Raw genomic sequence first — 25,481 nt, 5'->3', positions numbered from 1 at the left:
CGGCGGCGAACTCCACGCCGAGCTGCGGTTTTGTCGAGGAAACCGGGCACCGATCGGGCAGCCGCGAATTCGGTGTGGGGCTGGTCACCATGTTGCGACGGTGTTAAACCTGTTCGCACAGCCCGAACGGGCACGTGCTGACCGAGCGGACAGGGAGGGTGCGATGCAGTCGGACGAGCGTCATCGTCGCATCCTGGCCAGGGCGCGCAGCGACGGGCGGGTCGAGGTCAGCGAGATCGCGACCGAGTTGAGCGTCGCACCGGAGACCATCCGGCGCGACCTGCGGGTCCTTGGCGAACACGGCCTGGTCCGGCGGACGCACGGCGGTGCGTACCCGGTGGAGAGCGCCGGTTTCGAGACGGGGCTGACCTTCCGGACGCGCTCGCACGTGCCGGAGAAGCGTCGGATCGCGATCGCCGCCGCCGACCGGCTCGGCGACGCCGAGACGGTGTTCGTCGACGAGGGCTACACCCCGCAACTGGTCGCCGAGACCCTGCCGACCGACCGGCCCATCACCGTGATCACCGCGTCGCTGCCGACCGCGGAGGCGCTCGCTGCCGTCCCGTCGACCACCGTGCTGCTGCTCGGCGGACGGCTCCGCGGCCGCACCCTGGCCACCGTGGACCACTGGGCCGTCCAGATGCTCGGCGACATGGTGATCGACCTCGCCTACCTCGGCGCCAACGGCATTTCCCGCGACCGCGGCCTGACCACCCCGGACCCCGCCGTCAGCGCGGTCAAGGGCCAGGCGGTCAAGGTGTCCCGACGGCGGATCTTCGTCGGCGTGCACACCAAGTTCGGGGTCTCCAGTTTCAGCAGGTTCGCCGACGTCACGGACTTCGAGGCGCTGGTCACCGACTCCGCGTTGTCCGTCGCGGAGGCCAACCGCTACGCAGCCATGGGGCCTCGGGTCATCCGGACCTGAGGCGCGACAACACCTTCCGCGCCGCCACCGCACCGACCATCGCCGCAGGGCGCACCGTCGGCCGTCGCGGCCTGCCCGGATTCGATCGGCGAAGGCCGGTTCACCCCAGGAAAGACATGGTGATCACAGTGGAACTCCGTCGAGCCGCACCAGTTCTCGCCGCCGTCGTGCTCGCGGCGGCCACCAGCGCGGCGTGCAGCGGCGCGGGAGGCGGCGGCGGGGCCGCCGACGGCAACGCCATCAACGTGCTCATGGTGAACAACCCGCAGATGCTCGACATCCAGAAGCTGACGGAGGAGAACTTCACCAAGCAGACCGGCATCAAGGTCAACTACACCGTGCTGCCGGAGAACGACGTCCGGGACAAGATCAGCCAGGAGTTCTCCAGCCAGGCCGGCCAGTACGACATCGCCAGCATCAGCAACTACGAGGTGCCGTTCTACGCCAAGAACGGCTGGCTCGCCCCGCTGGACGACTTCGTCGCCAAGGACACCGCGTTCGACCAGAACGACGTGCTGCCGTCGATGCGCCAGTCGCTGACGGCCGAGGACGGCAAGCTGTACGCCGAGCCGTTCTACGGCGAGTCCTCGTTCCTGATGTACCGCAAGGACGTTCTCGACGCGAAGAGCCTGACGGTGCCGGACAACCCGACCTGGGACCAGGTCGCCGACCTCGCCGCGAAGGCCGACGGGGCGCAGCCCGGCATGAAGGGCATCTGCCTGCGCGGCCAACCTGGCTGGGGCCAGGTGTTCGCGCCGCTGACCACCGTGGTCAACACCTTCGGCGGCACCTGGTTCGGCAAGGACTGGACCCCGCAGGTCAACGCGCCGGAGTTCAAGCAGGCCACCAAGTTCTACGTCGACCTGGTCCGCGCGCACGGCGAGGCGGGCGCGCCGCAGGCCGGCTTCGCCGAGTGCCTGAACAACATGGAGCAGGGCAAGGTCGCCATGTGGTACGACGCCACCTCGGCCGCCGGGCTGCTCAACGCCGCCGACTCGCCGGTCGCCGGCAAGCTCGGCTTCGCGCAGGCCCCGGTGTCCAAGACGAAGAGCGCGGGCTGGCTCTACACGTGGGCGTGGGGCGTGCAGCAGGCGAGCAAGAAGCACGACGCCGCATGGAAGTTCATCTCCTGGGCGTCGGGCAGGGACTACGAGAAGCTGGTCGGCGGCAAGCTCGGCTGGTCGAAGGTGCCCGACGGCAAGCGGGCCTCGACCTACGAGAACCAGGACTACCTCAAGGCGACCCCGTCGGCCAGGCAGACCCAGCAGGCCATCACCGCAGCCGATCCGCGCAACCCCGGCACGCAGCCGAGGCCGACCATCGGCATCCAGTTCGTGGACATCCCCGAGTTCACCGACCTCGGCACGCAGGTCTCGCAACAAGTCAGCTCCGCGATCGCCGGCAGCACCACCGTGGACGCCGCGCTGGACGGCGGCCAGCAGCTCGCCGAGAAGGTCGCGGCCAAGTACCGGGCCAAGTGACGACCGGGTGAGCGTCCGAGGAGGAGTGCCACGATGACCGTCCATTCCCCGACCGCCCAGCACCGCTCGGTTCCGTTGCGTGCCAACGCTCCCCGGCTGGCCGGCCAGTGGGCCCGCAGGGCCCCGCTGCTGCCGGCGCTGGTGTTCCTCATCGCGGTGACCCAGCTGCCGTTCGTGGCGACACTGGTCATCTCCGTGCTGCGGTGGAACGCCCTTGACCCGACCAACACCGGTTTCGCCGGGCTGCGCAACTATCTCGCCGTGGTCACCGACGCGAACCTGCGCTCCTCGATGCTCAACACCGCCGTGCTGACCGTGGCCGTGGTGCTCGCGAGCCTGGTGCTCGGCCTGCTGCTGGCCCTGTTGCTGGACCGCAGGTTCCTCGGCAGGGGCGTCGTGCGGACGATGCTGATCGCGCCGTTCCTGGTGGTGCCGGTCGCCGCGGCGCTGCTGTGGAAGCACGTGCTCTACAACCCGGAGTACGGGCTGCTCAACGGCGTGCTCACCGAGGTGTGGCGGTGGTTCGGCAGCGACCACCCGCCGCAGCCGGACTGGATCAGCGGCATGCCGAAGCTCGCGGTCGAGGCGGCGCTGGTCTGGCAGTGGACGCCGTTCATGATGCTGATCCTGTTGGCCGGCCTGCAAAGTAGACCGATCGAGGCCGTCGAGGCCGCCAGGATCGACGGCGCGAACGCCTGGCAGGTCTTCCGCTACCTCACCCTGCCGCACCTGCGCAGGTACCTGGAGCTCGGCGGCCTGCTCGGCTCGATCTACATCGTGCAGAACTTCGACGCGGTGTTCACGATCACCTCGGGCGGGCTCGGCACCGCGAACCTGCCCTACACGATCTACCAGACCTTCTACCAGGCGCACGACTACGGGCAGGCCTCGGCGGCCGGCGTCGTCGTGGTTGTCGTGTCGATCGTCATCGCCACGTTCGCGCTGCGCCTGGTGTCCTCGCTGCTGCGGAACGAGGCCTCGTGATGAAACGGACCTGGCAACCCTGGGGCGCCCTCGCGTGGCTCGCGGGCATCCTGTTCGCGCTGCCGATCGGCTGGATGGTGCTCACCTCGCTGCACAGCGAGCCGGACGCGGCGACCAACCCGCCGTCGCTGACCGCGCCGCTGACCCTCCAGGGCTACCGGGAGTTCTTCGGCGCCAGCACCGGGCAGAGCTCCTGGCCGCCGTTGGTCAACTCGGCCAGCGCCAGCATCGGCTCGACCGTGCTGGTGTTGCTGCTGGCCGTTCCGGCGGCCTACGCCTTGTCCATCCGGCCGGTGCGCAAGTGGACGGACGTGATGTTCTTCTTCCTGTCCACCAAGATGATGCCCGTCGTCGCCGGCCTGCTGCCGGTGTACCTGTTCGCGCAGAAGGTCGGCCTGCTCGACAACATCAGCTATCTGGTGGTGCTGTACACGTCGATGAACCTGCCGATCGCGGTGTGGCTGATGCGGTCGTTCCTCGCCGAGGTGCCGACCGAGATCCTGGAGGCCGCCGCGCTGGACGGCGCCGGGCTGATCACCACGCTGCGCAGGGTCGTCGCGCCGGTCGCCGCGCCAGGCATCGCGGCGACGGCGTTGATCTGCTTCATCTTCAGCTGGAACGAGTTGCTGTTCGCCAGGGTGCTCACCGGGGTCGTCGCCGGCACCGCGCCGGTGTACCTGACCAGTTTCGTCACCAGCCAGGGCCTGTTCCTGGCCAAGGTGTGCGCGGCGGCGGTGGTCGTCTCGCTGCCGGTGCTCGCCGCCGGATTCGCCGCCCAGGACAAGTTGGTCCAGGGCCTGTCGCTAGGAGCAGTCAAGTGAGGGCAGCCGTGATCAGCGGGGTCGGTCAGGTCGAGGTCGGCACCGTCGCGGACCCGACGCCGGGCCGGCGCGACGTCGTCGTGCGGGTGTCGGCCTGCGGCCTGTGCGGCACCGACCTGCACATCCTCCAGGGAGAGTTCGCGCCGACGCTGCCGGTGGTACCCGGCCACGAGTTCGCCGGCGAGGTGGTCGAGCTCGGCGCGGACGTGACCGAGCTGGCGGTGGGCGACCGGGTGGCCGTCGACCCGTCCCTGTACTGCTTCGAGTGCCGGCAGTGCCGCAACGGCCGCAACAACCTCTGCGAGCGGTGGGCCGCCATCGGCGTCACCACGTCCGGCGGCGCGGCCGAGTACGCGGTCGCGCCGGCGGCCAACTGCGTGCGCCTGCCCGAGCACGTGCGCACCGAGGACGCGGCCCTGATCGAGCCGCTGTCCTGCGCGGTGCGCGGCTACGACGTGCTGCGCGCCAGGCTCGCGTCCAGCGTGCTGATCTACGGCTCCGGCACGATGGGCCTGATGATGTTGCAGCTCGGCAAGCTGACCGGCGCGGCGAGCATCGACGTGGTCGACCTCAGCGCGGCCAGGCTGGCCACCGCCGAGAAGCTGGGGTGCAGCGCGACCGCGACCGCCGCCGAGGAGCTGGACCGGCCGGGCGGCTGGGACGTCGTGGTCGACGCGACCGGCAACGCCAACGCCATCCAGGACGGCCTCGGCCGGGTCGCCAAGGGCGGCACGTTCCTCCAGTTCGGCGTGACCGACTACGCCGCCCGCGTCACCATCGAGCCGTACCGCATCTACAACGAGGAGATCACCATCACCGGCTCGATGGCCGTGCTGCACAGCTTCGAGCGCGCCGCCGCCCTGTTCGCCACGGGGGTCGTCGACCCAGAGGTGTTCATCAGCGACCGGCTGCCGCTGGACCGCTACGCGGAGGCGCTCGACCAGTTCGGCCGGGGCCAGGGCCGTAAGATCCAGGTGCTGCCTTAGAGTTCGGCGCCCGGTGCGGGCGGGAACCAAACCCGGCGACGGGACGTTGGGCTCCCTGCGGGTGGGCCAGAGCAGGTCGTCGACGGGGGAGCCGAATGGGTGCGCGACTGGATCGCTTGCTTGCCGGGCTGGGCAGGGTCGTCGACGCGACGCGCCCCGGCACGCTGGCGCCCTTTCGGGGCCAGGTCGCGCAGGCCGGCAAGGCCGAGCCGACGACTCAGGAGCTGACCGACGAGGAGCTGACCTCGGCCGCGCTCGCCCTGCGCGACCGCGCGGCCGACGAGTCCTTCACCGAGCAGGAACGCGTCCGGTGGTGCGCGCTCGGCCGCGAGGCGGCGCACCGGGCGCTCGGCGAACGCCCGTTCGACGTGCAGCTCCAGTCCGTGCTGGCGATGCTGTCGGGGCACGTCGTGCAGATGGCGACCGGTGAGGGAAAGACGCTGGTCGGCGCGCTGGCCGCGGCCGGGTACGCGACGCAGGGCCGGCAGGTGCACCTGATCAGCGTGAACGACTACCTGGCCGGGCGGGACGCGGAGTGGATGGGTCCGGTTTACCGCCTGCTCGGCGTCTCGGTCGGGTGGATCGGGCAGCACTCGACGCCCGAGCAGCGGCGCGAGGCCTACGCCGCCGACGTCACGTACGTGTCGGCCAACGAGGTCGGGTTCGACGTGTTGCGCGACCGGCTGCACACCCGAGTCGCCGACCTGATCGTGCCGGCGCCCGACGTCGCCATCGTGGACGAGGTGGACTCGGTGCTGGTCGACGAGGCCAAGGTGCCGCTCGTGCTGGCCGGCTCGGTCGCCGAGGACGACACCGACCAGGTCATCACGGCCGTCGTCGGGTCGCTGGTGGCCGGCGAGCACTACGAGACCGACGACGAGGGCCGCAACGTCTACCTGACCGACGCCGGAGCCGACGCCGTCGAGCTGGCGCTCGGCGGGATCGACCTGTACGCGGCGGAGTCCGGCGGCGTGCTGGCCCAGGTCAACATCAGCCTGCACGCGCACACGCTGCTGCACCGCGACGTCGACTACATCGTGCGCGACGGCAAGGTGCAGCTGATCAACGCATCCAGGGGCCGGATCGCGACGCTGCAACGGTGGCCCGACGGCCTCCAGGCGGCGGTCGAGCTGAAGGAGGCCCTCGCGGTCAGCACCCGAGGCGAGGTGCTGGACTCGATGACCGTCCAGGCGCTGATCGGCCGCTACACCACGGTGTCCGGGATGTCCGGAACCGTCGCGGCCGTCGCCGAGCTGCTCCAGGAGTTCTACGGGCTGACGGTCAAGGCGGCCGAGCCGAACATCCCGTGCGTCCGGGTCGACGAACCGGACCGCGTGTACACCACGGTCGAGCAGAAGGACGCGGCGATCGTCGAGTACATCGCCGAAACGCACGCCGCAGGGCGGCCCATCCTGATCGGGACCCTCGACCTCGCCGAGTCCGAACGGCTGGCCGCGCGGCTGGCCGAGGCCGAGCTGCCCTGCGTGGTGCTCAACGCCAGGCACGACGCGCGCGAGGCGGCGATCGTGGCCGAGGCTGGCGCGTACGGCGCGATCACCGTGTCGACCCAGATGGCCGGGCGGGGCACCGACATCCGGCTCGGCGGCACCGAGGGCGCGCAGGACCGGGACCGGGTCGCCGAGACGGGCGGGCTGTGCGTGATCGGCACCGGCCGGCACACCACCAGCAGGCTGGACGACCAGCTCCGCGGCCGCGCCGGCCGGCAGGGGGATCCCGGCAGCAGCGTGTTCTTCACCAGCCTGGAGGACGACCTGGTGCTGCGGTACGCGCCGGAGCTGGTGGCGGTCGTCGACAGGGACCCCGACGAGGACGGCCGGGTGCGGAGCAGGAAACCCGCGTCGGCCCTCGGTCACGCCCAGCGCGTCGCCGAAGGCGTCAATCTGGACATCCACCGCAACACCTGGCGGTACAACCAACTCGTCGAACAGCAGCGGACCATCCTGCTCCGGCACCGGGACGAGGTGCTTCGGACGGACCTTGCCGTCACGGGGCTGCGGGACCGGTGCCCAGAGCGGTACGAGGCGCTCCTGGCGGACGTCGAGCCGGAGGTGCTGGTCGAGGCAGCCAGGCTCATCGTCCTGCACCACCTCGACCGCCGCTGGACCGATCACCTCGCCTACCTGGCCGACCTCAGGGAGTCCATCCACCTGCACGCCCTGGCCAGGGAGCATCCGCTCACCGAGTTCCACCGCGCTGCGATCGCGGAGTTCAAGGACCTGCTGCCGGAGACGATGGACGCCTCGGTGGAGACCTTCGAGACGGCGCGGATCACCGAGGACGGCATCGACCTCGCAGGCTCCGGGCTGCGGCGGCCGACGGCCACCTGGACCTATCTGGTCAACGACAACCCGTTCGGCTCCGAGGCCGACCGGACGCTCAAGCGCATCGTGTCCGCGTTCAGGGGCAAGCGCGCCTGACGTGGCCGGGAATTCCCCCGCGTCCAGCGGTTGACGCGCCGTCGGTGCGGCTCCTAACCTGTCATCGCCGCCAGCTGTAAACGTTTGCAGTCCGTCGTCATGACGTGCGCGTTCGCAGAACTGGAGGTATGAGGTGGGCGTCAGAACACGTGGCCTGGCCACGGTCATGGGCGGTGCGGCGATAGTCCTCACGCTCCTCGGCGGGACCGTCGCCTACTCGTCGGCGGCCGACTCCCCGCCTGGCGCGGCGGCCCGGGACACCACGCCACCGACCCCGCCGGGCACACCGAAACTGGTGAGCGACACGGCGACCAGCGTGACGATCTCGTGGACCAAGTCGACCGACAACGTCGGCGTCACCGGCTACGACATCTACCACGACGGCCAACTGTGCGCGCAGGTCAAGGGATCCATCCTGAAGGCGACCTGCGGCAACCTGAGCCCGAGCACCAACTACGGGTTCTACGTCAACGCGCGCGACGCGGCCGGCAACGTCTCGCAGCCGAGCGGCACCCTGCCGGTCACCACGCAGCCGTCCAACGACCAGACGCCGCCGACCGCCCCGACCGGCGTGCACGCCACGTCGGTGAGCAGCACCAGCATCGCCCTGGCGTGGAAGGCATCGACGGACAACGTGGGCGTCACCGGCTACACCGTCTACAGCGTCGTCAACGGCACCGCCACCAGGATCGGCGCGTCCAGCGGCGCAACGCCGAGCGCGCAGCTCAGCGCGCTGAGCCCGAGCACGACCTACCACCTCCAGGTGACCGCCTCCGACGCGAACAAGAACGAGAGCACGCCGAGCACACCCGTGCTGGACGTGACGACCTCGGGCGGCGGCTGCACCCAGCCCGTCTGCGCGGTGACCCAGGTCGGCAAGGACGACGACGTGGTGTGGGGGCTGGTGACCCTGCCGGACGGCACGATCCTGTTCAACGAGCGCGACGCGCACGACATCGTCCACCTGGATCCCCGCACCGGGGCGAAGAAGTCGATCGGCGTGGTGCCCAACGCGCAGAGCACCGACGGCGAGGGCGGCCTGACCGGCCTCGAGATCAACCCGGCGAGCTTCGCCGCCGACCACTGGCTCTACATCATGCACACCTCGCCGTCCGACAACCGGATCGTCCGCATCCAGTACGACCCGGCGGCCGACACGCTGCTCACCGGCACCGAACAGGTCCTGCTGTCCGGCATCCAGCGCAACAAGTTCCACAACGGCGGTCGGCTGCGCTTCAGCCCCGACGGTCAGTACCTGTTCGCCGGCACCGGCGACGCCCAGAACGGCGCCAACGCCCAGAACACCAGCAGCCCCAACGGAAAGGTGCTGCGGATCAAGCCGGACGGCAGCATTCCTTCGGACAACCCGTTCCACAACGCGGTGTGGAGCTACGGCCACCGCAACGTGCAGGGGCTCGCGTTCGACTCCCAGGGACGCCTGTGGGAGCAGGAATTCGGCAACAGCATCATGGACGAGACGAACCTGATCACCAAGGGCGGCAACTACGGCTGGCCGTCCTGCGAGGGCACCTCGGGGACCTGCGGCACGGCGGGGTTCATCGCGCCGAAGCACACCTACCCGGTCGCGCAGGGTTCGTGCAGCGGCATCACCATCATCCGGGACGTGCTCTACGTCGCCTGCCAGCGCGGCACGCGGCTGTACCGCGAGGTGATCAGCGGCAGCAGCCTCACGAACGTCCAGCAGTTCTTCAGCGGGACGTACGGCAGGCTCCGCACCGTGGAACCGGCGCCGGACGGCGGGATGTGGCTGGCGACATCCAACGGCGGCGACAAGGACAGCATCCCGCACAACAGCAACAACCAGATCTTCCACGTGGCGCTCGGCTAATCGCTCTGTGGCGTCCGCCCTCGCTCAGCAGGGCGGGCGCCACAGGCGCGTCGCTCGACAGCTAGGCCGGCCGCTCAGCTCGACGCGCGCCGCGAGAACGGCCACCGCCGCGCCCGCCGCGCCGGCTGCCGACTCGCGGGCGCCTGCGCGTCCTGCGCCTCGCGCGCGGCCAGGCGATCCGCCCGCCACTGCCGCACGACCTCGTCGGCGTCCACCCGGCCGATGGGAGCCCACGGCCCTGACGGCATGCGCAGCCACGCGGCGACGCGCACGTTCAGCTCCGCGACAAGGGACCGCACCATCTGCTCGGTCGCCAGGCCGCGGACCTCGCCGGGCAGCGCCTCGATCTCCTTGCGCAGCTGCAACGACGGCGGCAGCAGCGCGTCGGCCGACAGCCCCTCGGCGCGCATCTTCTGCCTGAGCCACCAGTGCTCGTCGCTCGGCGCGTCGAGGCCGGGGATGGGCTTCCCCGCGCCAGGCAGGTTCTCGAACTCGCCGCGTTCCTCCGCCTCGCGGACCTGGCGGTCGATCCACGACTCGAAGGTCACGCCGGCCGGCTTGCGCTCGGTCATGGCCCCATTGTCCAGCAATCTCCACCCGAGCGGGTGAATTAGCCGATTTTGCCCTGTTCCTGCCCGGCTCGGGCCGCCGCGATCACGTACACCTTGACAAACTAACGAGGCGGTTGATCAATGCGGCGGAGTAGTCACTGGATCCGGTTCAGCACGGCGATGCTGGTCGTCGCCTACTGCATCCTGTCCGGCGGGGTCGCGCCGCCGCTGGCCTCGGCCGACCCTCGGCTGTCGGTGCGGCTGGAACCGGCCGCGAACCAGGTGTCGGCTGGGGACAACCTGACCTACGACGCGTTCCTGCAATGCTCGATCCCCGGCGACTGCCAGAACGTGCAGGTGCGGTTCACGCCGCCGCCCGGCATGTCCGGGCCGGGCGAGATCGTGCGGCCGCTGCCGCCCGGCGTGACGAACGTCGTCGTCGAGCCGGACGGCACCGTCGTGGTCACCTACGACCACGTCGGCGTCGGCGAGAGCTCGCAGGTGTCGGTCACCTGGCCGACCGCGAACTACTACACCAAGCCCGGCGAGCAGCCCGTCACCATGACGGCCACCACCGACAACGGCGACGGCACGCCGAGCACCGACAACGCGAGCATCGACGTGGTGGCCAAGCCGAAGCCCACCATCCGCAAGGACGGCCCGGCGCGGGCGACCCTCGGCTCGGACGTCACCTACCGGGTCTTCGCGCAGCACGACGGGTCCAGCACCGGCATGCTGGCGCTGGAGAACGCGCGGATGGTCGACACCCTGCCGCCCGGCGTCGAGTTCGTCTCCGCGACGCCGCCAGGGGTCACCTACGACCCGGCGACCAGGACGCTGACCTGGCCCATCGACACCAATCCCGACCGGCCTGGCAACCAGTTCGACGGCAGCCAGCAGTTGCAGTACTCGATCACCGTCAAGGTCACCGACCCGGCGCTGGTCGGCACCAGCATCGTCAACCACGCCAGGATCGACGGCACGCCCTTCGGCGGCGGCGACGATCGCACCTGGGCCACCGACGACGCCTCCACGGAGATCATCACCGGTGGCGGCGAGTCCGGGTTCCAGGGCAGCAAGCGGGCCCGCGACACCGGCGTCGCGCACGGCCAGCTCACCTACTTCGACATCTACGCCCAGAACACCGGCCACACCACGGCCGACGTCGTGATCACCGACCCGATGCCGGCCGGCCTCGACGCGACCGAGGCGTCCCTCGGCGACCAGGCCACCGGCCAGCCGCTCACCGGCGCGGCCACCGTGCTGGTCAGCTACGCCGACGGCAGCACCCGCACGGTCAACTGGCCGGCCGACAGCAGCGGCGGACGGGTGGACGTCACCAAGGCCGGCACCAGGGTGACCAAGCTGGTCGTGACCGTGCCGGGCACCGTGCCGAGCGGCGGCGTCACCATGACCGTCACCGGGCGAGCCAACATCAACGAGCTCGGCGACCTCACCACCGACGACAAGGGCAACAAGATCGGCCGGTTCACCAACTGCGCCACCATCGAGGCGACCTTCCCAACCGGGCCGCCCTACACCGAGAACTCCTGCGCCACCGTGCAGGTCTCGGAGCGGTCCAGCGCGCCGAGCCTGGACAAGAGCACCAACGGCGCGCCCGTCGGTCCGGGCAACGCCCTCACCTGGACGGTCGGCTTCACCAACGACTCCGCCTACACCGACGCGAGCCCGCTGACGCCGAAGTTCTACGACCTGCTGCCGCCGGAGCTGACCTACGTCGCCGGTTCCTGGAAGCTGGCGGCCGGGCAGCCCGACTTCTGCCCGACCGGCGACAAGTACGCGGTGCGGGTCGAGCCGAACTACCTGGACGGCCGCGCCGCGCTGGTCGCGGTCGCGGCCGACGGCGCCACCATCCCGGCGCGGAACTCGCGCTGCGCCTACACCTTCGAGACCACCGTCAATCCCGGCACGGCCAGCGGAACCTACGGCGGCGACCCGGCGAACCCGTTGACGTACAAGGGAAACGTCGCCTACCTGTACGACAAGAGCGCCACCACCTATCCCGACTCCTACGGCAAGCGCACGCCGGACGGCCGGGACGTGGACAAGAACGGCAACACCACAGAGGGCGTGGCCAGCGCGACCGGCAACTTCGCGGTCGCCTCCTCCTCGGCTCTGTCGGTCAGCAAGGAGGTCAAGGGCGACTCCGACGCGGACTTCCTGCCCTCGGCCGAGACTCCCGGCAACGCGGACAAGGTCGGCCGCTCCACGGTCTCCGGCACGGTCGACTACCGGGTGAAGCTCGGCAACCTCGGCAACACCCCGCTGACCAAGCTCGTCGCCTACGACCTGCTGCCCAGCCCCGAGGCGCCCGGCGTCACGGACGGCCGCTACGGCGACAACTCGAAGAACCCGTCGGTGTGGCGGCCGACGCTGACCGGCCCGATCGGCACGGGCGGGGCGCCGGTGACGATCACCTACTCCACCAAGGTCGATCCGTGCCGGCCGGAGATGGACAACACTGCGGCGCACACCGCGCCGTTCTACTGCGGCGGCGTGGTCGACCCGACGTTCCTGCCGGCCGCGCAGGTGACCGACTGGTCGGCGATCCGCGCCGTCCGCTTCGACTTCGGCGCGCACGTGTTCACCGGCGGCCAGACCTTCGCGTTCACCTGGTCGATGAAGGTGCCCGACCGCCTGCCGGGCGGCGCGGCCTTCGTCGGCGGCGAGCGCACCTGGAACCGCATTGCCGTGCAGGGGGATCGGGTGAACCAGTCCACCGGCGACACCACCCCGCTGCTGGCCACCGAGGCGCCCTGGGTGGTCGACTCGGTGCTCCCGCCGCCGGTGCCGCCGACCACCACGCCGCCGACGCCCCCGCCGACCACGACGCCGCCGACAACTGTTCCGCCGACCACCGTCCCGCCGGTCACCGGCACCACCGAGCCGCCCGCCGTGACGACCGCCGTGACGACCGAGCCGCCGCCCGGCGAGCCGGACTACGAGCAGCCGCCTGGCGAGGACCTGGCCTGGACCGGCGTTTCCGTGGTTGGCCTGCTCTGTCTCGCCGTCGCGCTGCTGATCGGCGGGTTCGTCCTGGTGCGCCGCTTCCGCCGCCGGGTCTGACGCGCCGGGCCGCCCATTTCACGACGCAGGGGCCGTCGCGGTCGACCAACCGCGACGGCCCCGAGACCCGTCAACCTCAGCAGTGCACGGACACGTCCGCCCAGTCGGCGTGGTCGTCACGGTTGCCGTTGCCGCCGTCGTTGACCCGAAGTTCGAGCACCCGCACCCCGGTGGTCGGCGCGTCGAGGACGGTCGCGGCCTGCCCCGACTTCACCACTCCGGTGCCGGCCAGCTCCGTGCCGTCGCCGAGTACGTGGAAGTCCACGCTGCCCTGCGGGCCCGCCTCGTCGTCGACGCCGACCTCGGCGTGGAACTGCGTGCACGTCCCGCCGAGGTAGAAGCGAACCGAGGAGAACGCGTGCGTGCCGAGGCCCTTCTCGTGTTTCACCCCGGCGATCGAGATGGTGTGGCCGGTGCCGGGGTCCAGCTCTCCGTTGCTGCTGTTGCGCTTGACCGGTCCCCAGCCGTTGGTCGCCGAGATCCACGGCTGGTCGCCGAGCAGCACGTCACCGCGCGGCGGCAGGGTGACCGCGACGATCTTCGTGTCCAGCTGTCGCGCCTGCTGACCGGTGATGGTGCGGAAGGATGCCGACGCCGACACCGACACGTCGTTGCCGCTGTTGGCGGCGAACGCGGCGGCACTGGGCCGCAATGTCCAGGTGTGCGACCAGTTCTGCCCTGCGGCGACCCTCGGCACGGTCACCACGGGACCGCCGTCCACGACCCAGCCGTCGGGGGCCTGGAGCTGCGCCTGCCCGCCGCGCAGCGGGGTGCTGCCGTCGTCGTACAGCTGGCCGGTGATGGTGAACGGCTTGCCGACCTCGGTGAACTCGGGAACCTGCAAGGAGAACGTGCTCAGTGGGGTCTGTCCGTGGCCCTTGTTCGGCCACACCCGGAACACCGAGGCGCTGTGCGCGGGCACCGAGGCGCGGACCGCGCCCGAGGTCTCCGCGTCCTCGTGCGTCCACAGGTCGCGCACCGCGTAGTCCCGCGTCGCGGGCAGGCCGAGCGCGTGCGCGTCGGTGCTGGCCAACGCGGTGGTGTCGCCCCGGTTGAACAGCGCGACGGCGGCCGAGCCGTCCGACATCGACTTGGCCCACACCTCGATGTTCCCGGTGCGCGCGATGCGGTGTCCCTGCACGCCGCCCCAGTCCTGGTCGACCGCGATGACGTCGCGGTTGAGCAGGATCCGCTTGGTCGCGTAGTCCATCGAGGCGAGGTCGTTGCCGGCGATGAGCGGCGCGTTGAGCAGCGACCAGAGCGCGAAGTGCGCGCGGTACTCGGAGTCGGTCATGCCGCCGTTGCCGACCTCCAGCATGTCGGGGTCGTTCCACGCGCCGGGACCGGAGAACTTCTCGAGGCCGACCTGCTGGTCGAGGATGTCGGTCATCCGGCCCCACGCGTCCCAGATGTCGCCCGTGGTGCGCCACAGGTTGCCGCCGACCTGCTTGCCCCACTCCCACGGCTTGTTCTCGCCCCACTCGCAGAGGCTGAGCACGATCGGCCGCCCGGTGGCGCGCAGCGCGTCGGACATGGCCTGGTAGCGCGGTTGCGCGGGCCGGCCGAGGTTGTTGCAGTTGTCGTACTTCAGGTAGTCGACGCCCCAGTCGGCGAAGCTCTGCGCGTCGGCCTGCTCGTGGTCGAGGCTGGCCGGCAGCCCCTGACAGGTCGCGGTGCCGGCCGAGGAGTAGATGCCGAGCTTCAGGCCCCTGCCGTGCACGTAGTCGGCCAATGCCTTGATACCGCCGGGAAAGCGCGTCGGGTCGGCCTGTAGCTTGCCGGCCGCGTCCCTGGCCGGCGCCATCCAGCAGTCGTCGATGTTGACGTAGGTGTAGCCGGCGTCGCGCATGCCGGTGGACACGAGGTTGTCGGCGGTCTGCCGGATGAGGTTCTCGTCGATATGACAGCCGAAGCGGTTCCAGCTGTTCCAGCCCATCGGCGGGGTGGCCGCCAGGGTGCTCGGCGCTGCGGCCGTCGGGGTCTGGCTCGGGGTCTGGCTCGCGGTCTGGGTCGGGGCCGCTGTGGCCGTTCCGGCGAGCGAGACCAGGGGGAGTAACAGGGCCACGGTCAGTGTGGCGACTGAACGCACGGAGATCCTCCTATGTGCAATGTCACACAGCATTGCTCACATTGAGGCATCTCCGAACAGCAATCGTCAATGCTGCGCGGGATTGTGTTTGACTCTGTTTGATCCGCTGACTGGCGTGCGTTCCGGAACGGCCGGAACGCCGCTACTCGCCAAGCAGCCGAAGCAGGTTGCCCGCCAGAACCTGGTCGAGCACCGCCCGGTCGGCGACGGCGGCCTCGACGGTCGACCGCGCGGCCACCACGTCGCCGTAGGGCGTGTTCGACCCGAACAGGCACCGCTCGGGCAGCGCGTTGACCGCGGCCCGCACCCCGAAGACCTGGACGGCGCTGGACAGGTCGATGTGCAGGTTGGGCCGCGCGAGCGCCAGGTCCACGAGAGTCAGCCAGTTGAGCCCGCCGAACGCCCCGACGACCACCGGCACCGTCGGGTACCGCGCGGCGAGGTCGGCGTAGGTGCGCAGATCCGCTGCCGTGTTGGGGGCGAACCCGTGCACCAGCACCGGAACGCCGCCGTGGTCCGCGCTGACGGCCAGCACGGGCTCGGCCAGTTCGGCCCGGTCGGGGGCCGGGGTCAGCTCGCCGATGCCGACGATGCCGGGTTGGCCGAGGCAGTCGTCCAGCCACGCCGAGGTCTCGTCCGCGCCGAGGCCGAGCGGGACGCCGGCGAAGCCGACGAACTCCTCTGGGTGCGCGTCCACGGCGGCGCGCACCTCGGCGAACGCCCCGGCGACGTCCGCCAGCGGCGCCTGGACGCCGCCGATCACGGTGCCGAGCCGAGCGAACTCGGCCCGCACCTCGTCGAGCGTGCTGGCGGCCTCGGGATGGACGCGCGTGCCGAGCAACACGCTGCGGGTGACGCCGGCCCGCCGCGCCCGCGCGAGCTGCGCTGGGACGTCGACGGTGACATGGGCGTGCAGGTCGAAGGCCATGGTGGGGCTGCTCCGTATCTGTGGCAGTTGGCTGCCGCAACGCTAAACTCTGACACCGGTGTCAGAGTCAAGCCGGCAGTCGCAAACCCTTGCCACGCAACGGATGCGGCCCTCAGTTGTGCACGGGGCTGTCTCTTGGCAACGCGGGCGGCGCGATCTGTTCGAGCGAGTCCAGCATCGCCGCGACGGCCTCCCCGCCAAGCAGCCGCACGACGTTCCGCTCGTGCGCCTCGGCGATGGCCTCCAGGCGAGGCAACAGTTCCCGGCCCGACTCCGACAGGTGCACGTCGATGCGGCGCCCGTCGCGCGCGGACTGCCGCCGGTAGACCTGCGCCCGATCGACCAACAGATCGACGAGGCGGGTCAGCGAGGGCGCGGGGATCTGCACCTGCTCGGCCAGCTCGCTCATGGACGTCCCTGCGGCGTTGGCCAGCGTGCGCAACACGCGCCACTGCTCGACGCTGACGGCCTCCTCGCCGAGCCGCTCGGCGAGATCGCGGGACAGGATTCGCTGCGCCGACGTCAGCACGTCGACCAGTCGTGCGTCGGCGGCGGCCACCAGAGTCCTCTCGTCCGGGGTTATGCGGGGGAGCATACTCAGCGGGCTATGACCGAAGACGCCGTTCTCGTCGATCCGTTGGACGCGCTCCTCCAGGGTCCCGACCGGCACGCCCTGCGCGTCGGGCTCGCGGTGCCGACCTCGGGCGCGCTCGGCCTGACCGGCCCGTCCGCGCTGGCCTGCGCGGTGCTGGCGGCCGAGGAGGTCAACGCGGCCGGGGGAGTGCGCGGGCGACGGCTCGAACTCGTGCTCGTGGATGCGGGCCGCGGGCCGCGCGAGGTCGCCGAGGAACTCGGCAGGCTCGTCGGGGCAGGCGTGCTCGACGCCGTCTGCGGCTACCACACCAGCGACGTGCACCGGCGGCTGGAAGCCGTGACGGCCGGCAGGCTGCCCTACGTCTTCACGCCGCCGCACGAGGGCGGCACCCGCGCCGAGGGCGTCGTGCTGCTCGGCGAGGGCCCGCGCGAACAGCTGTTGCCGGTCATGACAGGGCTCGCCGCGCGGCCGTCGCTGCGCCGCTGGGCGTTGGTGGGTAACGACTACATCTGGCCGTGGGCCGTGCACACCACGGCGGCGCGGATGCTGCGGTCGCTCGGTGCCGAGGTGGTGCTGCACGAGTTGGTGCCCTTCGGCGGCGTGCGGCCGGAGCGGCTGATCGAGCGCGTGCGCCGGTCCCGCGCGCAGGCCGTGCTGCTCAGCCTCGTCGGCCGCGACCTGGTCATCTTCAACCGCGCGTTCCACCACGCCGGCCTGGACCGCGCGGTGCTGCGGGTGTCCGGTGCGCTGGAGGAGAACGGGCTGCTTGAGGCGGGCGGCGACGACAGCGGCGAGCTGTACGCGGCGATGCGCTGGTTCGCCTCGGACGAGGACGGGGACGGCTTCAGTGCCCGTTACGAGCAGCGCTGGGGCCCGACCGCGCCGTCGCTCGGCGCGTACGCGCAGGGCTGCTATGAAGGCGTCCGGCACGTGGCCGAGCTCGGCCGGGCCGAGTCGCTGACCGCGCGTGCCGTGTCGAACCGCCGGGCCGCGCCCGCCGCGCGCGTGCGCCTGGCGCGAGCGGACGGACTGGCGCTCACCGTCGTGCCGTGAGCCGGTTGGCGCAGCGCCTTCCCGAACCGGTGCCTTCCTGAACCGGTGCCTTCCCGAACCGGTCGACTCTGCTGCGTCACGATGTGGTCACTCCGCGAACTACTTCTTCCAGATGGAAGAAGTTTCTCGTAGTCTCCCGCAGATCGACCCTGTCGGGGCGAAGGAGGAGACATGGGTGCGGCTGAGGCAACCAGCGTCGACGGCGTTGAACAGTTCGGCTACAAGCAGGAACTGAAACGGTCGCTGCGGTTCGGCGACCTCCTGGTGTACGGCCTGATCTTCATGGTGCCCATCGCGCCGTTCGGCATCTTCGGCAGCGTCTTCCAGGGTTCCGGCGGCATGGTGGCGCTCGCCTACGTCGTCGGCATGGTCGCGATGATGTTCACCGCCAACTCCTACGCGCAGATGTCCCGCGCGTTTCCCATGGCGGGCTCGGTCTACACCTACGCGGGCCGGGGAATCGCCGCCCCCGTTGGGTTCCTGGCCGGCTGGGTGATCATTCTTGACTACGTCCTGGTGCCCGGCCTGCTCTACCTGATCGCCAGCGTCGCGATGAACTCGCTGGTGCCGGGGATTCCGGTGTGGCTGTGGCTGATCGCGTTCGTCGTGCTCAACACCGGAGTGAACTACCTCGGCATCGAGATGACCGCGAAGGTCAACAAGATCATGCTGCTCGGCGAGCTGATCGTGCTGGTGGTCTTCCTCGTCGTCGGCGTGGTCGCGCTCGCCTCGGGCAAGGGGCATGGCTTCAGCCTGAAACCGTTGTACAACAACGCGACCTTCTCCTGGGGCGTGGTGTTCGGCGCGGTCTCCATAGCCGTGCTGTCCTTTCTCGGCTTCGACGGCATCTCCATGCTCGCCGAGGAGAACAAGGACTCCGCGCGGTCCATCGGCAGGGCCATGATCGCCGCGTTGGTGTTGGCCGGCAGCCTGTTCATCGTGCAGACCTGGGTCGCGTCGCTGCTCGTGCCCGACCCGGACGGCCTGATCGCGAAGGGCGACCCGGGTGGCACCGCGTTCTACGACGCGGCCCGCGTCGCGGGCGGCGGTTGGCTCGCCGCCGTCACCGCGCTGACCACCGCGATCGCCTGGGGCTTCGCGAACTCTTTGGTGGCGCAGGCGGCGACGTCCCGGCTGCTGTATGCGATGGCCCGCGACCGCCAGCTGCCCGCCTTCCTGGCCAGGGTGCACCGCACCCGCCAGGTTCCCGTCAACGCCACGTTGCTGGTGGCCGGCGTCTCGCTGGTCTTAGGCCTCTACCTGACGACCCGCGCCGACGGCATCACGCTGATGAGCACGTTGGTCAACTTCGGTGCCATGACGGCGTTCCTGGTGCTGCACGTGTCGGTCGTCGTGCACTACGTGATCCGCAACAGGAGCCGGGACTGGTTGCGCCACCTGGTCTTCCCGGTTCTCGGCTTCGGGATCCTGCTCTACGTCGTGATCAACGCCAAGGTCGCGGCGCAGGTGCTCGGCTTCGTCTGGCTCGCCATCGGCGTGGTGGTCCTGATCGTGTTCACCCTGATCGGCCGCAGGCCGACCCTCGCCGGTGTGGCGGCGAACGAGGAGGTTGTCACGTGAGCGAACCTGTGAGCTCACCAGTCAGCACAGCAGCGCCGCGAACGCGGCCGACGAGCGTCAGCGAGGAGGGCTCGTGAGCGCCATCGAAGTCGTTCGGCTAGACCCGACCCCGGACCAACTGGTCTACACGTTCGGCGGCCATCAGCCGCTGCTGCGGGTGCGGCCGGGCACCGTCATCGAGCTGACCACCGAGGACTGCTTCGGCGGCCGGGTGCGCGGAGTCGACGACCTGCCGAGCCAGGTGTGCGAGTTCCCCAGGCTCAACCCGGTGACCGGCCCGATCCACGTCGAGGGCGCGCGGCCCGGCGACCTGCTCGCCGTGCACTTCGTGGACATCCGGCCGAGGCGCGACTGGGCGGTGTCCTCGACCTTCCCGCACTTCGGCGCGCTCACCACCACGCACAGCACCGCCATGCTGCACGCGCCGCTGGAGGAACTGGTGTGGCGCTACGACGTCGACGTCGAGCGCGGCATCGTGCGCTACCGGGCCCGCCGCAGCGAACTGGAGGTCGAGCTGCCGCTGGATCCCATGCACGGCACCGTCGGCGTAGCGCCGGCCGGCGGTGAGGTCGTCATGTCGATCACCCCGTCCGCGCACGGCGGCAACATGGACACGCCGGAACTCCGCGCCGGCACCACGGTGTACCTGCCGGTGAACGTGGACGGCGCGATGCTGGCTATCGGCGACGGCCACTGCCGGCAGGGCGAGGGCGAGGTGTGCGGCACGGCCGTCGAGGCCGCGATGGAGACGGTGATCGTCGTCGACGTCGTCCGTGGGGCGCTGCGCGCGTGGCCGAGGCTGGAGAACGACGAGTTCATCATGTCCACCGGTTCGGTGCGGCCGTTGGAGGACGCGTTCCGGATCAGCCAGCACGACCTCGTCGGCTGGACGGCGGACCTGCTCGACCTGGATCCGCTCGACGCGCTCCAGCTGGTCAGCCAGGCCGGACTCGCGCCGGTCGGGAACGTGGTCGACACCAACTACACGATGGTCGCCAAGCTCCCGACGTCCGTCCTCGGCGGCGCGCGCCCCTACGACGGTCTGCACCAACGACTCCGCGACGTCGGCAGGAGCTACCTCGCCGAGCGTGGCTCGGTCGCCAGCTGAGCGATCCACTGCCACGACTCGTCCTGGCCCAACGCCAACGTGGAGAGCTGCCGGAAGAGTCGTTGTGCGGCGCCTGTGGCGTCCGGGTCGTTCTCGTAGCTCTCGCCGGCGATGTGGGGGACGTGGAGCAGCGGGTCGGTCTCGGGTTCGGGGAAGGTCAGGAGCTGGAAGCTGCCCTTGCGGCCGTGATGTGGGCCGGCGGCGCGGGTGATCACCTGGACGGTGATGTTCGGCAAGGTGGCCATGTCCAGGATGTGGCGCAGTTGCGCGCGCGTGATTTCGTTGTCGGGCAGGGGAGTTGTGAGTGCGGCTTCGTCGATGACCACGTGGTAGCGGCGGGGGTTGTCGTCGGTGAGTCGCTGTTGCCGACGCAGCCGGACGGCCGGTTCGTTCGGGTGGTGCGGTCGCCGGGAGGCGGCGAGGACTGTGCGGATGTAGGGCCCGGTCTGGAGTGGTTCGGGTATGAGGCCGAGTTGGAATTCGCGGACCAGGATGGCGTCGTCCTCGATGCCGGCGAAGTGATTCTGCGGGAGACCGTAAGTGCGCCACCAGCCGCGCTTCCTGGCATGGTCGAGGCGGCGGAGGTAAGGCTGCCAGTCTTCGTAGAGCAGTCCGTAGGTGTCGAGGATGGCGGTGAGTTCGTGGTGGGTGGGAGGTTGGCCGCGTTCGATGCGGTTGAGCTTGTCGACGTCGATCTTGGTGCGGACGGCGGCCTCGGTGGTGTCGATGCGGGCCTGTTCGCGGAGTCGGCGGAGTGAGCGGCCGAACTGGCGCTGTTGGTAGGTGTGGTCGAGGCGCACGGGTTGTCTCTCAGGAGATTGTGGTGACGGGTCGGGCCGGTAGGCCCTCGGCCAGGCGCCATTGGTCGTCGCAGTGCCAGCAGGTCGTTTTGTGCGGTTGGTATTCGGGGAAGACGCGGAAGTCGGCGCGGGTGAGCGTGATGTCCTGGCCGCACAGGGTTTCGATGCGTTCGTCGGGCCGAGGCGGCAACGGGTAGCGGGTGAGACTGATGGCGTGGAGCCGGCCATCGGCCTCCTGCCAGGCGTGGCGGGCGATCATCGGCAGACCTTGCGGTGCCGGCCGCAAGCCGTCGCGGGTTGTGAAGCAGTGATACGGATGCGGTGCTCCTTGCGGACATGGATCCACTCGATGGCGACGGCGGCGATAGCCAGTTGAGCCACGAAGCCGATAGTGATCAGCAGCAGTGCTGCTTCGATGGACATTCCTCACCTCCATTGGTGGGCCAGCGGAGCTGCGGGTGCTGAGCGCTGCCGCGCACCAGATCGCCGAGCGCTCTGTGCACTGGATCGGAGTCGCAGCTCCGCCGACGTGGAGAACGGTAGCAGCGCACGTGCGCTTTGCACGGATTCCGATTGGGTGACTCACCCGCAAACGATCAGACGCCTAGAGTGACGACATGGCGAACACGCAGACCAGGCGAAGGCGCAAGCTGGGTGCGTACCTCCAGGAGTTGCGCAAGCGTGCCAACCTCACGCCTGAGGACGTAGGTGCGTTTCTCGACATTTCGCGGCCGACGATCAACAGGGTCGAGAGCGGGCACACGCGGTGCCGCCGGGCCGAACTTCAGGCGATGCTCGGCTACTACCAGGTCGCCGAGCAGGAACGCGCGAAGGCTCTCTCGCTGTGGGACGATGCGAAGGACGACGCCACGAAGATCCGCTTCCCTGCGCGGAGTTCGAGCGCCTTCCGTAACTTCTTGCAGGCGGAAACCGAGGCCACCACTCTGGACGTGCTGGACCCGTACTTGGTCTCGGGTCTCCTCCAGACCGCCGACTATGCGCGGGCCGTGCAACTGCCAACGGCGTCTCCGTACGCCGAGAAGCCGGCCGAGGTCGAGCGATATGTTGCCTCTCGCCTCAACCGGCAGCATCGCCTGAGCGGTGCCAACCCGTTGCGACTCAGGGCTTTCCTTGATGAGGGGGTCATCCGTCGCATCGTGGGTGGCTCTGCCGTGATGATCGAACAACTGGTGCGGCTGCTTGAGATCGGAACTCACGACAACATCCAGATTCGTGTGATACCGGTCAGTGTGGGCGCGTACGGCACCATGTCGGGCGGCGTGACCGTCGTCGGGTTTGACGACCTGGAGGATCCCTACGCCGCGTACCTCGAACACGCCGGCGGCGGTGCCTGGGTGGAGGATGCTGAGGCAACTCAGCGATACGTCCACATGTTCAATGGACTTGACGCCGTGGCGCTGTCGGAGAGTGCCACAGCGGAGCTGATCCGACACCAGACAAGGGCACTCGAAGGGCTATGAACACTACGACCTGGCGCAAGAGCAGCCGTTCCGGCCAAGGCGCGAACAACTGTGTTGAGGTGGCGCACCTTCCTGGTGTGGTCGCTGTGCGTGACTCCAAGAACCCCAGTGGTCCTATCCTGCGTTTCGATGAAGCCGCGCTGATCCACTTTCTGCGCGGTGTGAAGGCGAGCCGTCTCGACGGCTGACTGAACCGAGGTAGACCCATCGGGGTACCGCAGGAACTCCCTGCGGTACCCCGATTTCACCTAGACCTCGACCGCCTCGCGTTCAACCGCAACCATGTCCGGCCCCCACGTCGTCTCGCGCAACACCGCTTCCGTCTCGTCATCCGCCGGGAAGAACGACTCCAGCACCAGCTCGGCGACGGTCACGTCCAGCGGCGTGCCGAACGTGCTCACCGTGCTGAAGAACACCAGTTCCCGCCCGGCGAACCGCAACCGCAGCGGGACCGCAATGGCTCCCGGCCCCGGCAACTCCACCTCGGGCTCCGGTTGGTCACACGGATAGCCCGCCAACTCCTCGTACAGCGCCGAAAGCTCCGGATCCGCCGTCGTCGCGACCTGCTGCCGCAACCGGCTCAGCAGATGCGCCCGCCACTCGCCGAGATTGACCACCCTCGGCGCGAGGCCGTCGGGATGCAGGCACACCCGCATCAGGTTCACGGGCTCCTGCAACAACTCCTCAGCCACACCGACGCTGAACAGCCGCGCGGGCTCGTTCGCCTCCACCCGGTTCCAGTACCGGTCCAGCACCACGGCCGGAAACGGCTCGTGCGCGGCCAACACCCGCCGCACCATCGCCCGAACTGCGGCCATCCTCGGCGCGTCGAGTCCGCTCTCCTCGTAGACCGGCGCGTACCCGGCGGCCATCAGCAGCTGGTTGCGCTCCCGCAGCGCCAGGCCGAGCGGTTCCGCCAGCCGCAGTACGATCTCCCTGCTCGGCATCGACCGGCCGTTCTCGACGAAACTCAGGTGCCGGGCGGAGATCTCCGCGCCCGTCGCCAGTTCGAGCTGGCTGACCCTGCGGCGCTTGCGCCACTGCCGCAACAGGTCGCCGAGCGACTGCGTGCGCTGCGCGGTCATCGTCATCATGATCCCCCCTCGTCGACCCGCCCGGCATCGTAACTCGATCAGTCCCGCGAACCGTGCCTCGATCAGTCCCGCGAACCGTGCCTCGGTCAGTCCCGCGAACCGTGCCTCGGCAGCGCCTGCGCGAGGACCGCTACGGCGACCGTGATCACCGCGAGGATCCCGACGCTCCAGCCGAACGCCCGCGCGTAGTCGCTCGTGGGGCCGTGGCCGAGCGCGCCGAAGAACACCAGGCCGATGGCCGCCACGCCAAGGGCGTTGCCGCCTTCCTGCGCGGTGGACAGCACCCCGGCCGCCGCGGCCGCCTGCGCCGGCGCCACGCCGGCGAGCACGGTCGGCGTCGCGGGGTTGATGAACAACGCCATGCCGACGCCGGCCACGAACAGCCCCACCAGCAGCCACATCGAGGATCCTGCGACGCCGATCGTGGACACCGCGCCGACCAGCACGCCGTACCCGGCGGCGACGACCAGCGCCCCGACGGTGAGCACGTGCCTGCCGAGCCGCGCGGCCACCCTCGGCGCCGCGAGGGCGGCCGGGATGTAGCCGAGCCCGAGCGCGCCGAACACCGTGCCGGACGCCAGCGGGGACAGGCCGCGGCCGTCCTGGAGGTAGAGCGCGAGCACCAGCATGAACGACGCCATCGCGGCGAAGAACCCGAGGATCATCACGATGCCGACCGCGAACGCCCGCTCCCGGAACAGCCGCAGGGAGATCAGCGGCGCCCTGCCGTGCCGTTCGAGTCGCAGCTGCCGCACGGCGAAGGCGACGAGCAGCGGGACCGAGGCGGCAAGGCACACCAGGGACCACGCCGGCCAGCCCTGCTCCCGACCCTCCACCAGCGGCAGGACCACGGCGAGCAGACCGCCGGAACCGAGCAGCGCGCCGACCAGGTCGAGGCCCTGGCGACCGGTGCCGCGCGATTCTGGGATGACCGCCCGCATCGCGGCCAGCGCGACCACGCCGATCGGCACGTTGACCAGGAAGATGGCGCGCCAGCCGAGGCCGGCGACGTCCAGGTGGATCAGCACGCCGCCGATGAGCTGACCGAACGTCGCGCTGAGCCCCATGGACAGCGCGAACGCCGTGAACGCGCGAACCCGCTGTGCCCCACTGAACGAGGTGTTCAGGATCGCCAGCATCTGCGGGGTCATCACGGCCGCGCCGACGCCTTGCGCGACCCGCGCGGCGATCAGCACACCGGAGTTCGGGGCGAGTCCAGCGGCCAGCGAGGCCACCGTGAACAGCACCATGCCCGACCCAAACAGGCGGCGCCTGCCGTAGAGGTCGCCGAGTCGTCCCGCCGTGAGCATGCTGGCCGCGTAGGCGAGGCTGAACCCGGAGACGATGAACTGGACGGCGGCCGTGCTGGCGTGCAGGTCTGCGCGGGTGGCAGGGATGGCGACGTTGACTCCGAAGAAGTCCAGCCCGATCATGAACATGCCCGAGACCACGATGAGCATTCTGGCCAGGGCGGTCCGGTCGGAGTCCGGCTTGGCCGCTTGCGCCTTGTCCGGAATTGCGGGTCGGGTGGTTGTGTCGATTGACATTCTCGTTCTCCAGACAGAGATTCGTGGTTTTTGGCGCGCTGGAAGTCTCGGTGCCGGCGGATGGGTTCGCCGGCACCGGGTGT

22 protein-coding genes are annotated in these 25,481 nt (G+C 70.0%); 13 read left to right on the top strand and 9 right to left on the bottom strand.

Annotated features, from left to right (window positions below):
- Positions 1-163: 163 nt before the first annotated feature.
- The 7 genes from F0L68_RS24050 (at position 164) to F0L68_RS24020 (ending at position 9,484) form a co-directional block, all read left to right on the top strand.
- Positions 164-925 carry a DeoR/GlpR family DNA-binding transcription regulator gene (locus F0L68_RS24050; protein ID WP_149852026.1) on the top strand — a complete coding sequence of 254 codons (762 nt, stop codon included), beginning with the start codon at positions 164-166 and terminating at the stop codon, positions 923-925.
- Between the two features lie 128 nt (positions 926-1,053).
- Positions 1,054-2,406, top strand: coding sequence for an ABC transporter substrate-binding protein (locus F0L68_RS24045; RefSeq protein ID WP_223199085.1), 1,353 nt, complete (start codon positions 1,054-1,056; stop codon positions 2,404-2,406).
- A gap of 33 nt (positions 2,407-2,439) precedes the next feature.
- On the top strand, positions 2,440-3,390 hold the full coding sequence (locus F0L68_RS24040; protein ID WP_149852023.1) for a carbohydrate ABC transporter permease: 951 nt from the start codon (positions 2,440-2,442) through the stop codon (positions 3,388-3,390).
- The gene (locus tag F0L68_RS24035; RefSeq protein ID WP_149852155.1) at positions 3,390-4,211 is read left to right on the top strand and encodes a carbohydrate ABC transporter permease; all 822 of its coding nucleotides are present in this window, start codon (positions 3,390-3,392) and stop codon (positions 4,209-4,211) included. Before F0L68_RS24040 ends, F0L68_RS24035 begins: the two co-directional genes overlap by 1 nt.
- Positions 4,208-5,197, top strand: a complete 990-nt coding sequence (locus F0L68_RS24030) for a zinc-dependent alcohol dehydrogenase family protein (RefSeq protein ID WP_149852022.1) — start codon at positions 4,208-4,210, stop codon at positions 5,195-5,197. Before F0L68_RS24035 ends, F0L68_RS24030 begins: the two co-directional genes overlap by 4 nt.
- 95 nt (positions 5,198-5,292) lie before the next feature.
- Positions 5,293-7,635 (top strand): accessory Sec system translocase SecA2, encoded by a 2,343-nt coding sequence (secA2, locus tag F0L68_RS24025; protein ID WP_149852020.1) that lies wholly within the window; start codon positions 5,293-5,295, stop codon positions 7,633-7,635.
- 133 nt (positions 7,636-7,768) lie between these two features.
- Entirely contained in the window at positions 7,769-9,484 is a 1,716-nt protein-coding gene (locus F0L68_RS24020) for a PQQ-dependent sugar dehydrogenase (protein WP_223199084.1), read from the top strand.
- Positions 9,485-9,558: 74 nt separating this feature from the next.
- Here the strand turns inward: F0L68_RS24020 and F0L68_RS24015 are convergent, their stop codons facing one another.
- The gene (locus F0L68_RS24015; protein ID WP_149852019.1) at positions 9,559-10,056 is read right to left on the bottom strand and encodes a DnaJ family domain-containing protein; all 498 of its coding nucleotides are present in this window, start codon (positions 10,054-10,056) and stop codon (positions 9,559-9,561) included.
- Between the two features lie 120 nt (positions 10,057-10,176).
- Here F0L68_RS24015 and F0L68_RS24010 point away from each other — a divergent pair, with 120 nt between their 5' ends.
- The gene (locus F0L68_RS24010; protein ID WP_149852018.1) at positions 10,177-13,122 is read left to right on the top strand and encodes a COG1361 family protein; all 2,946 of its coding nucleotides are present in this window, start codon (positions 10,177-10,179) and stop codon (positions 13,120-13,122) included.
- Positions 13,123-13,198: 76 nt separating this feature from the next.
- Here F0L68_RS24010 and F0L68_RS24005 read toward each other — a convergent pair whose 3' ends face one another.
- From F0L68_RS24005 to F0L68_RS23995, 3 genes are all read right to left on the bottom strand, one after another.
- Positions 13,199-15,211 (bottom strand): NPCBM/NEW2 domain-containing protein, encoded by a 2,013-nt coding sequence (locus F0L68_RS24005; protein ID WP_223199083.1) that lies wholly within the window; start codon positions 15,209-15,211, stop codon positions 13,199-13,201.
- 142 nt (positions 15,212-15,353) lie between these two features.
- A complete protein-coding gene (locus tag F0L68_RS24000; RefSeq protein WP_149852015.1) occupies positions 15,354-16,139 on the bottom strand; it encodes an amidohydrolase family protein in 786 nt (261 codons plus the stop codon).
- A gap of 112 nt (positions 16,140-16,251) precedes the next feature.
- Positions 16,252-16,698 carry a MarR family winged helix-turn-helix transcriptional regulator gene (locus F0L68_RS23995; RefSeq protein ID WP_223199082.1) on the bottom strand — a complete coding sequence of 149 codons (447 nt, stop codon included), beginning with the start codon at positions 16,696-16,698 and terminating at the stop codon, positions 16,252-16,254.
- A gap of 48 nt (positions 16,699-16,746) precedes the next feature.
- Between F0L68_RS23995 and F0L68_RS23990 the strand changes: the two genes are divergently transcribed.
- From F0L68_RS23990 to F0L68_RS23980, 3 genes are all read left to right on the top strand, one after another.
- Positions 16,747-17,787: a substrate-binding domain-containing protein gene (locus F0L68_RS23990; RefSeq protein ID WP_149852012.1), complete on the top strand. Its 1,041-nt coding sequence runs from the start codon at positions 16,747-16,749 to the stop codon at positions 17,785-17,787.
- Between the two features lie 171 nt (positions 17,788-17,958).
- Positions 17,959-19,368 carry an APC family permease gene (locus F0L68_RS23985; RefSeq protein ID WP_149852011.1) on the top strand — a complete coding sequence of 470 codons (1,410 nt, stop codon included), beginning with the start codon at positions 17,959-17,961 and terminating at the stop codon, positions 19,366-19,368.
- Between the two features lie 73 nt (positions 19,369-19,441).
- On the top strand, positions 19,442-20,476 hold the full coding sequence (locus F0L68_RS23980) for an acetamidase/formamidase family protein (RefSeq protein WP_149852009.1): 1,035 nt from the start codon (positions 19,442-19,444) through the stop codon (positions 20,474-20,476).
- Here F0L68_RS23980 and F0L68_RS23975 read toward each other — a convergent pair.
- Genes F0L68_RS23975 through F0L68_RS42600 form a run of 3 tightly spaced genes read right to left on the bottom strand, consistent with a single transcriptional unit; the run spans position 20,443 to position 21,699 of the window.
- Positions 20,443-21,276 (bottom strand): helix-turn-helix domain-containing protein, encoded by an 834-nt coding sequence (locus F0L68_RS23975; protein ID WP_149852008.1) that lies wholly within the window; start codon positions 21,274-21,276, stop codon positions 20,443-20,445. The genes F0L68_RS23980 and F0L68_RS23975 overlap by 34 nt on opposite strands.
- Positions 21,277-21,286: 10 nt before the next feature.
- Positions 21,287-21,535 carry an HC3 family zinc finger protein gene (locus F0L68_RS42605; protein ID WP_188316783.1) on the bottom strand — a complete coding sequence of 83 codons (249 nt, stop codon included), beginning with the start codon at positions 21,533-21,535 and terminating at the stop codon, positions 21,287-21,289.
- The gene (locus F0L68_RS42600; protein WP_188316782.1) at positions 21,532-21,699 is read right to left on the bottom strand and encodes a hypothetical protein; all 168 of its coding nucleotides are present in this window, start codon (positions 21,697-21,699) and stop codon (positions 21,532-21,534) included. Before F0L68_RS42600 ends, F0L68_RS42605 begins: the two co-directional genes overlap by 4 nt.
- 194 nt (positions 21,700-21,893) lie before the next feature.
- Here F0L68_RS42600 and F0L68_RS23965 point away from each other — a divergent pair, with 194 nt between their 5' ends.
- Both F0L68_RS23965 and F0L68_RS23960 read left to right on the top strand, forming a co-directional pair.
- A complete protein-coding gene (locus F0L68_RS23965) occupies positions 21,894-22,757 on the top strand; it encodes a helix-turn-helix domain-containing protein (RefSeq protein WP_149852005.1) in 864 nt (287 codons plus the stop codon).
- Complete coding sequence (locus F0L68_RS23960; protein WP_149852004.1) at positions 22,754-22,945, top strand: DUF397 domain-containing protein; 192 nt, start codon at positions 22,754-22,756, stop codon at positions 22,943-22,945. The genes F0L68_RS23965 and F0L68_RS23960 overlap by 4 nt, the downstream gene beginning before the upstream one ends.
- Positions 22,946-23,005: 60 nt before the next feature.
- Here F0L68_RS23960 and F0L68_RS23955 read toward each other — a convergent pair whose 3' ends face one another.
- Entirely contained in the window at positions 23,006-23,842 is an 837-nt protein-coding gene (locus F0L68_RS23955) for a helix-turn-helix domain-containing protein (RefSeq protein ID WP_149852154.1), read from the bottom strand.
- A gap of 95 nt (positions 23,843-23,937) precedes the next feature.
- The gene (locus F0L68_RS23950) at positions 23,938-25,398 is read right to left on the bottom strand and encodes an MFS transporter (protein WP_149852003.1); all 1,461 of its coding nucleotides are present in this window, start codon (positions 25,396-25,398) and stop codon (positions 23,938-23,940) included.
- Between the last annotated feature and the right edge of the window lie 83 nt (positions 25,399-25,481).

Origin of the sequence: Solihabitans fulvus, from assembly GCF_008386585.1 — a bacterium.
In the GTDB taxonomy this organism is placed as follows: Bacteria; Actinomycetota; Actinomycetes; order Mycobacteriales; family Pseudonocardiaceae; genus Solihabitans; species Solihabitans fulvus.
Note: the sequence above shows the minus strand (reverse complement) of the source record. Positions and strands in the feature narration are given on the sequence as shown.

What these genes read in the sequence shown, in the direction of transcription:
- F0L68_RS24010 (WP_149852018.1), top strand. Translation starts at nt 10,177, where the DNA reads ATGCGGCGGAGTAGTCACTGGATCCGGTTCAGCACGGCGATGCTGGTC.
- F0L68_RS23965 (WP_149852005.1), top strand. Translation starts at nt 21,894, where the DNA reads ATGGCGAACACGCAGACCAGGCGAAGGCGCAAGCTGGGTGCGTACCTC.
- F0L68_RS42605 (WP_188316783.1), bottom strand. Translation starts at nt 21,535, where the DNA reads ATGATCGCCCGCCACGCCTGGCAGGAGGCCGATGGCCGGCTCCACGCC.
- F0L68_RS23955 (WP_149852154.1), bottom strand. Translation starts at nt 23,842, where the DNA reads ATGACCGCGCAGCGCACGCAGTCGCTCGGCGACCTGTTGCGGCAGTGG.
- F0L68_RS23985 (WP_149852011.1), top strand. Translation starts at nt 17,959, where the DNA reads ATGGGTGCGGCTGAGGCAACCAGCGTCGACGGCGTTGAACAGTTCGGC.
- F0L68_RS42600 (WP_188316782.1), bottom strand. Translation starts at nt 21,699, where the DNA reads ATGTCCATCGAAGCAGCACTGCTGCTGATCACTATCGGCTTCGTGGCT.
- F0L68_RS24015 (WP_149852019.1), bottom strand. Translation starts at nt 10,056, where the DNA reads ATGACCGAGCGCAAGCCGGCCGGCGTGACCTTCGAGTCGTGGATCGAC.
- F0L68_RS23960 (WP_149852004.1), top strand. Translation starts at nt 22,754, where the DNA reads ATGAACACTACGACCTGGCGCAAGAGCAGCCGTTCCGGCCAAGGCGCG.
- F0L68_RS24040 (WP_149852023.1), top strand. Translation starts at nt 2,440, where the DNA reads ATGACCGTCCATTCCCCGACCGCCCAGCACCGCTCGGTTCCGTTGCGT.
- secA2 (WP_149852020.1), top strand. Translation starts at nt 5,293, where the DNA reads ATGGGTGCGCGACTGGATCGCTTGCTTGCCGGGCTGGGCAGGGTCGTC.
- F0L68_RS24000 (WP_149852015.1), bottom strand. Translation starts at nt 16,139, where the DNA reads ATGGCCTTCGACCTGCACGCCCATGTCACCGTCGACGTCCCAGCGCAG.
- F0L68_RS23990 (WP_149852012.1), top strand. Translation starts at nt 16,747, where the DNA reads ATGACCGAAGACGCCGTTCTCGTCGATCCGTTGGACGCGCTCCTCCAG.
- F0L68_RS24050 (WP_149852026.1), top strand. Translation starts at nt 164, where the DNA reads ATGCAGTCGGACGAGCGTCATCGTCGCATCCTGGCCAGGGCGCGCAGC.
- F0L68_RS24035 (WP_149852155.1), top strand. Translation starts at nt 3,390, where the DNA reads ATGAAACGGACCTGGCAACCCTGGGGCGCCCTCGCGTGGCTCGCGGGC.
- F0L68_RS23950 (WP_149852003.1), bottom strand. Translation starts at nt 25,398, where the DNA reads ATGTCAATCGACACAACCACCCGACCCGCAATTCCGGACAAGGCGCAA.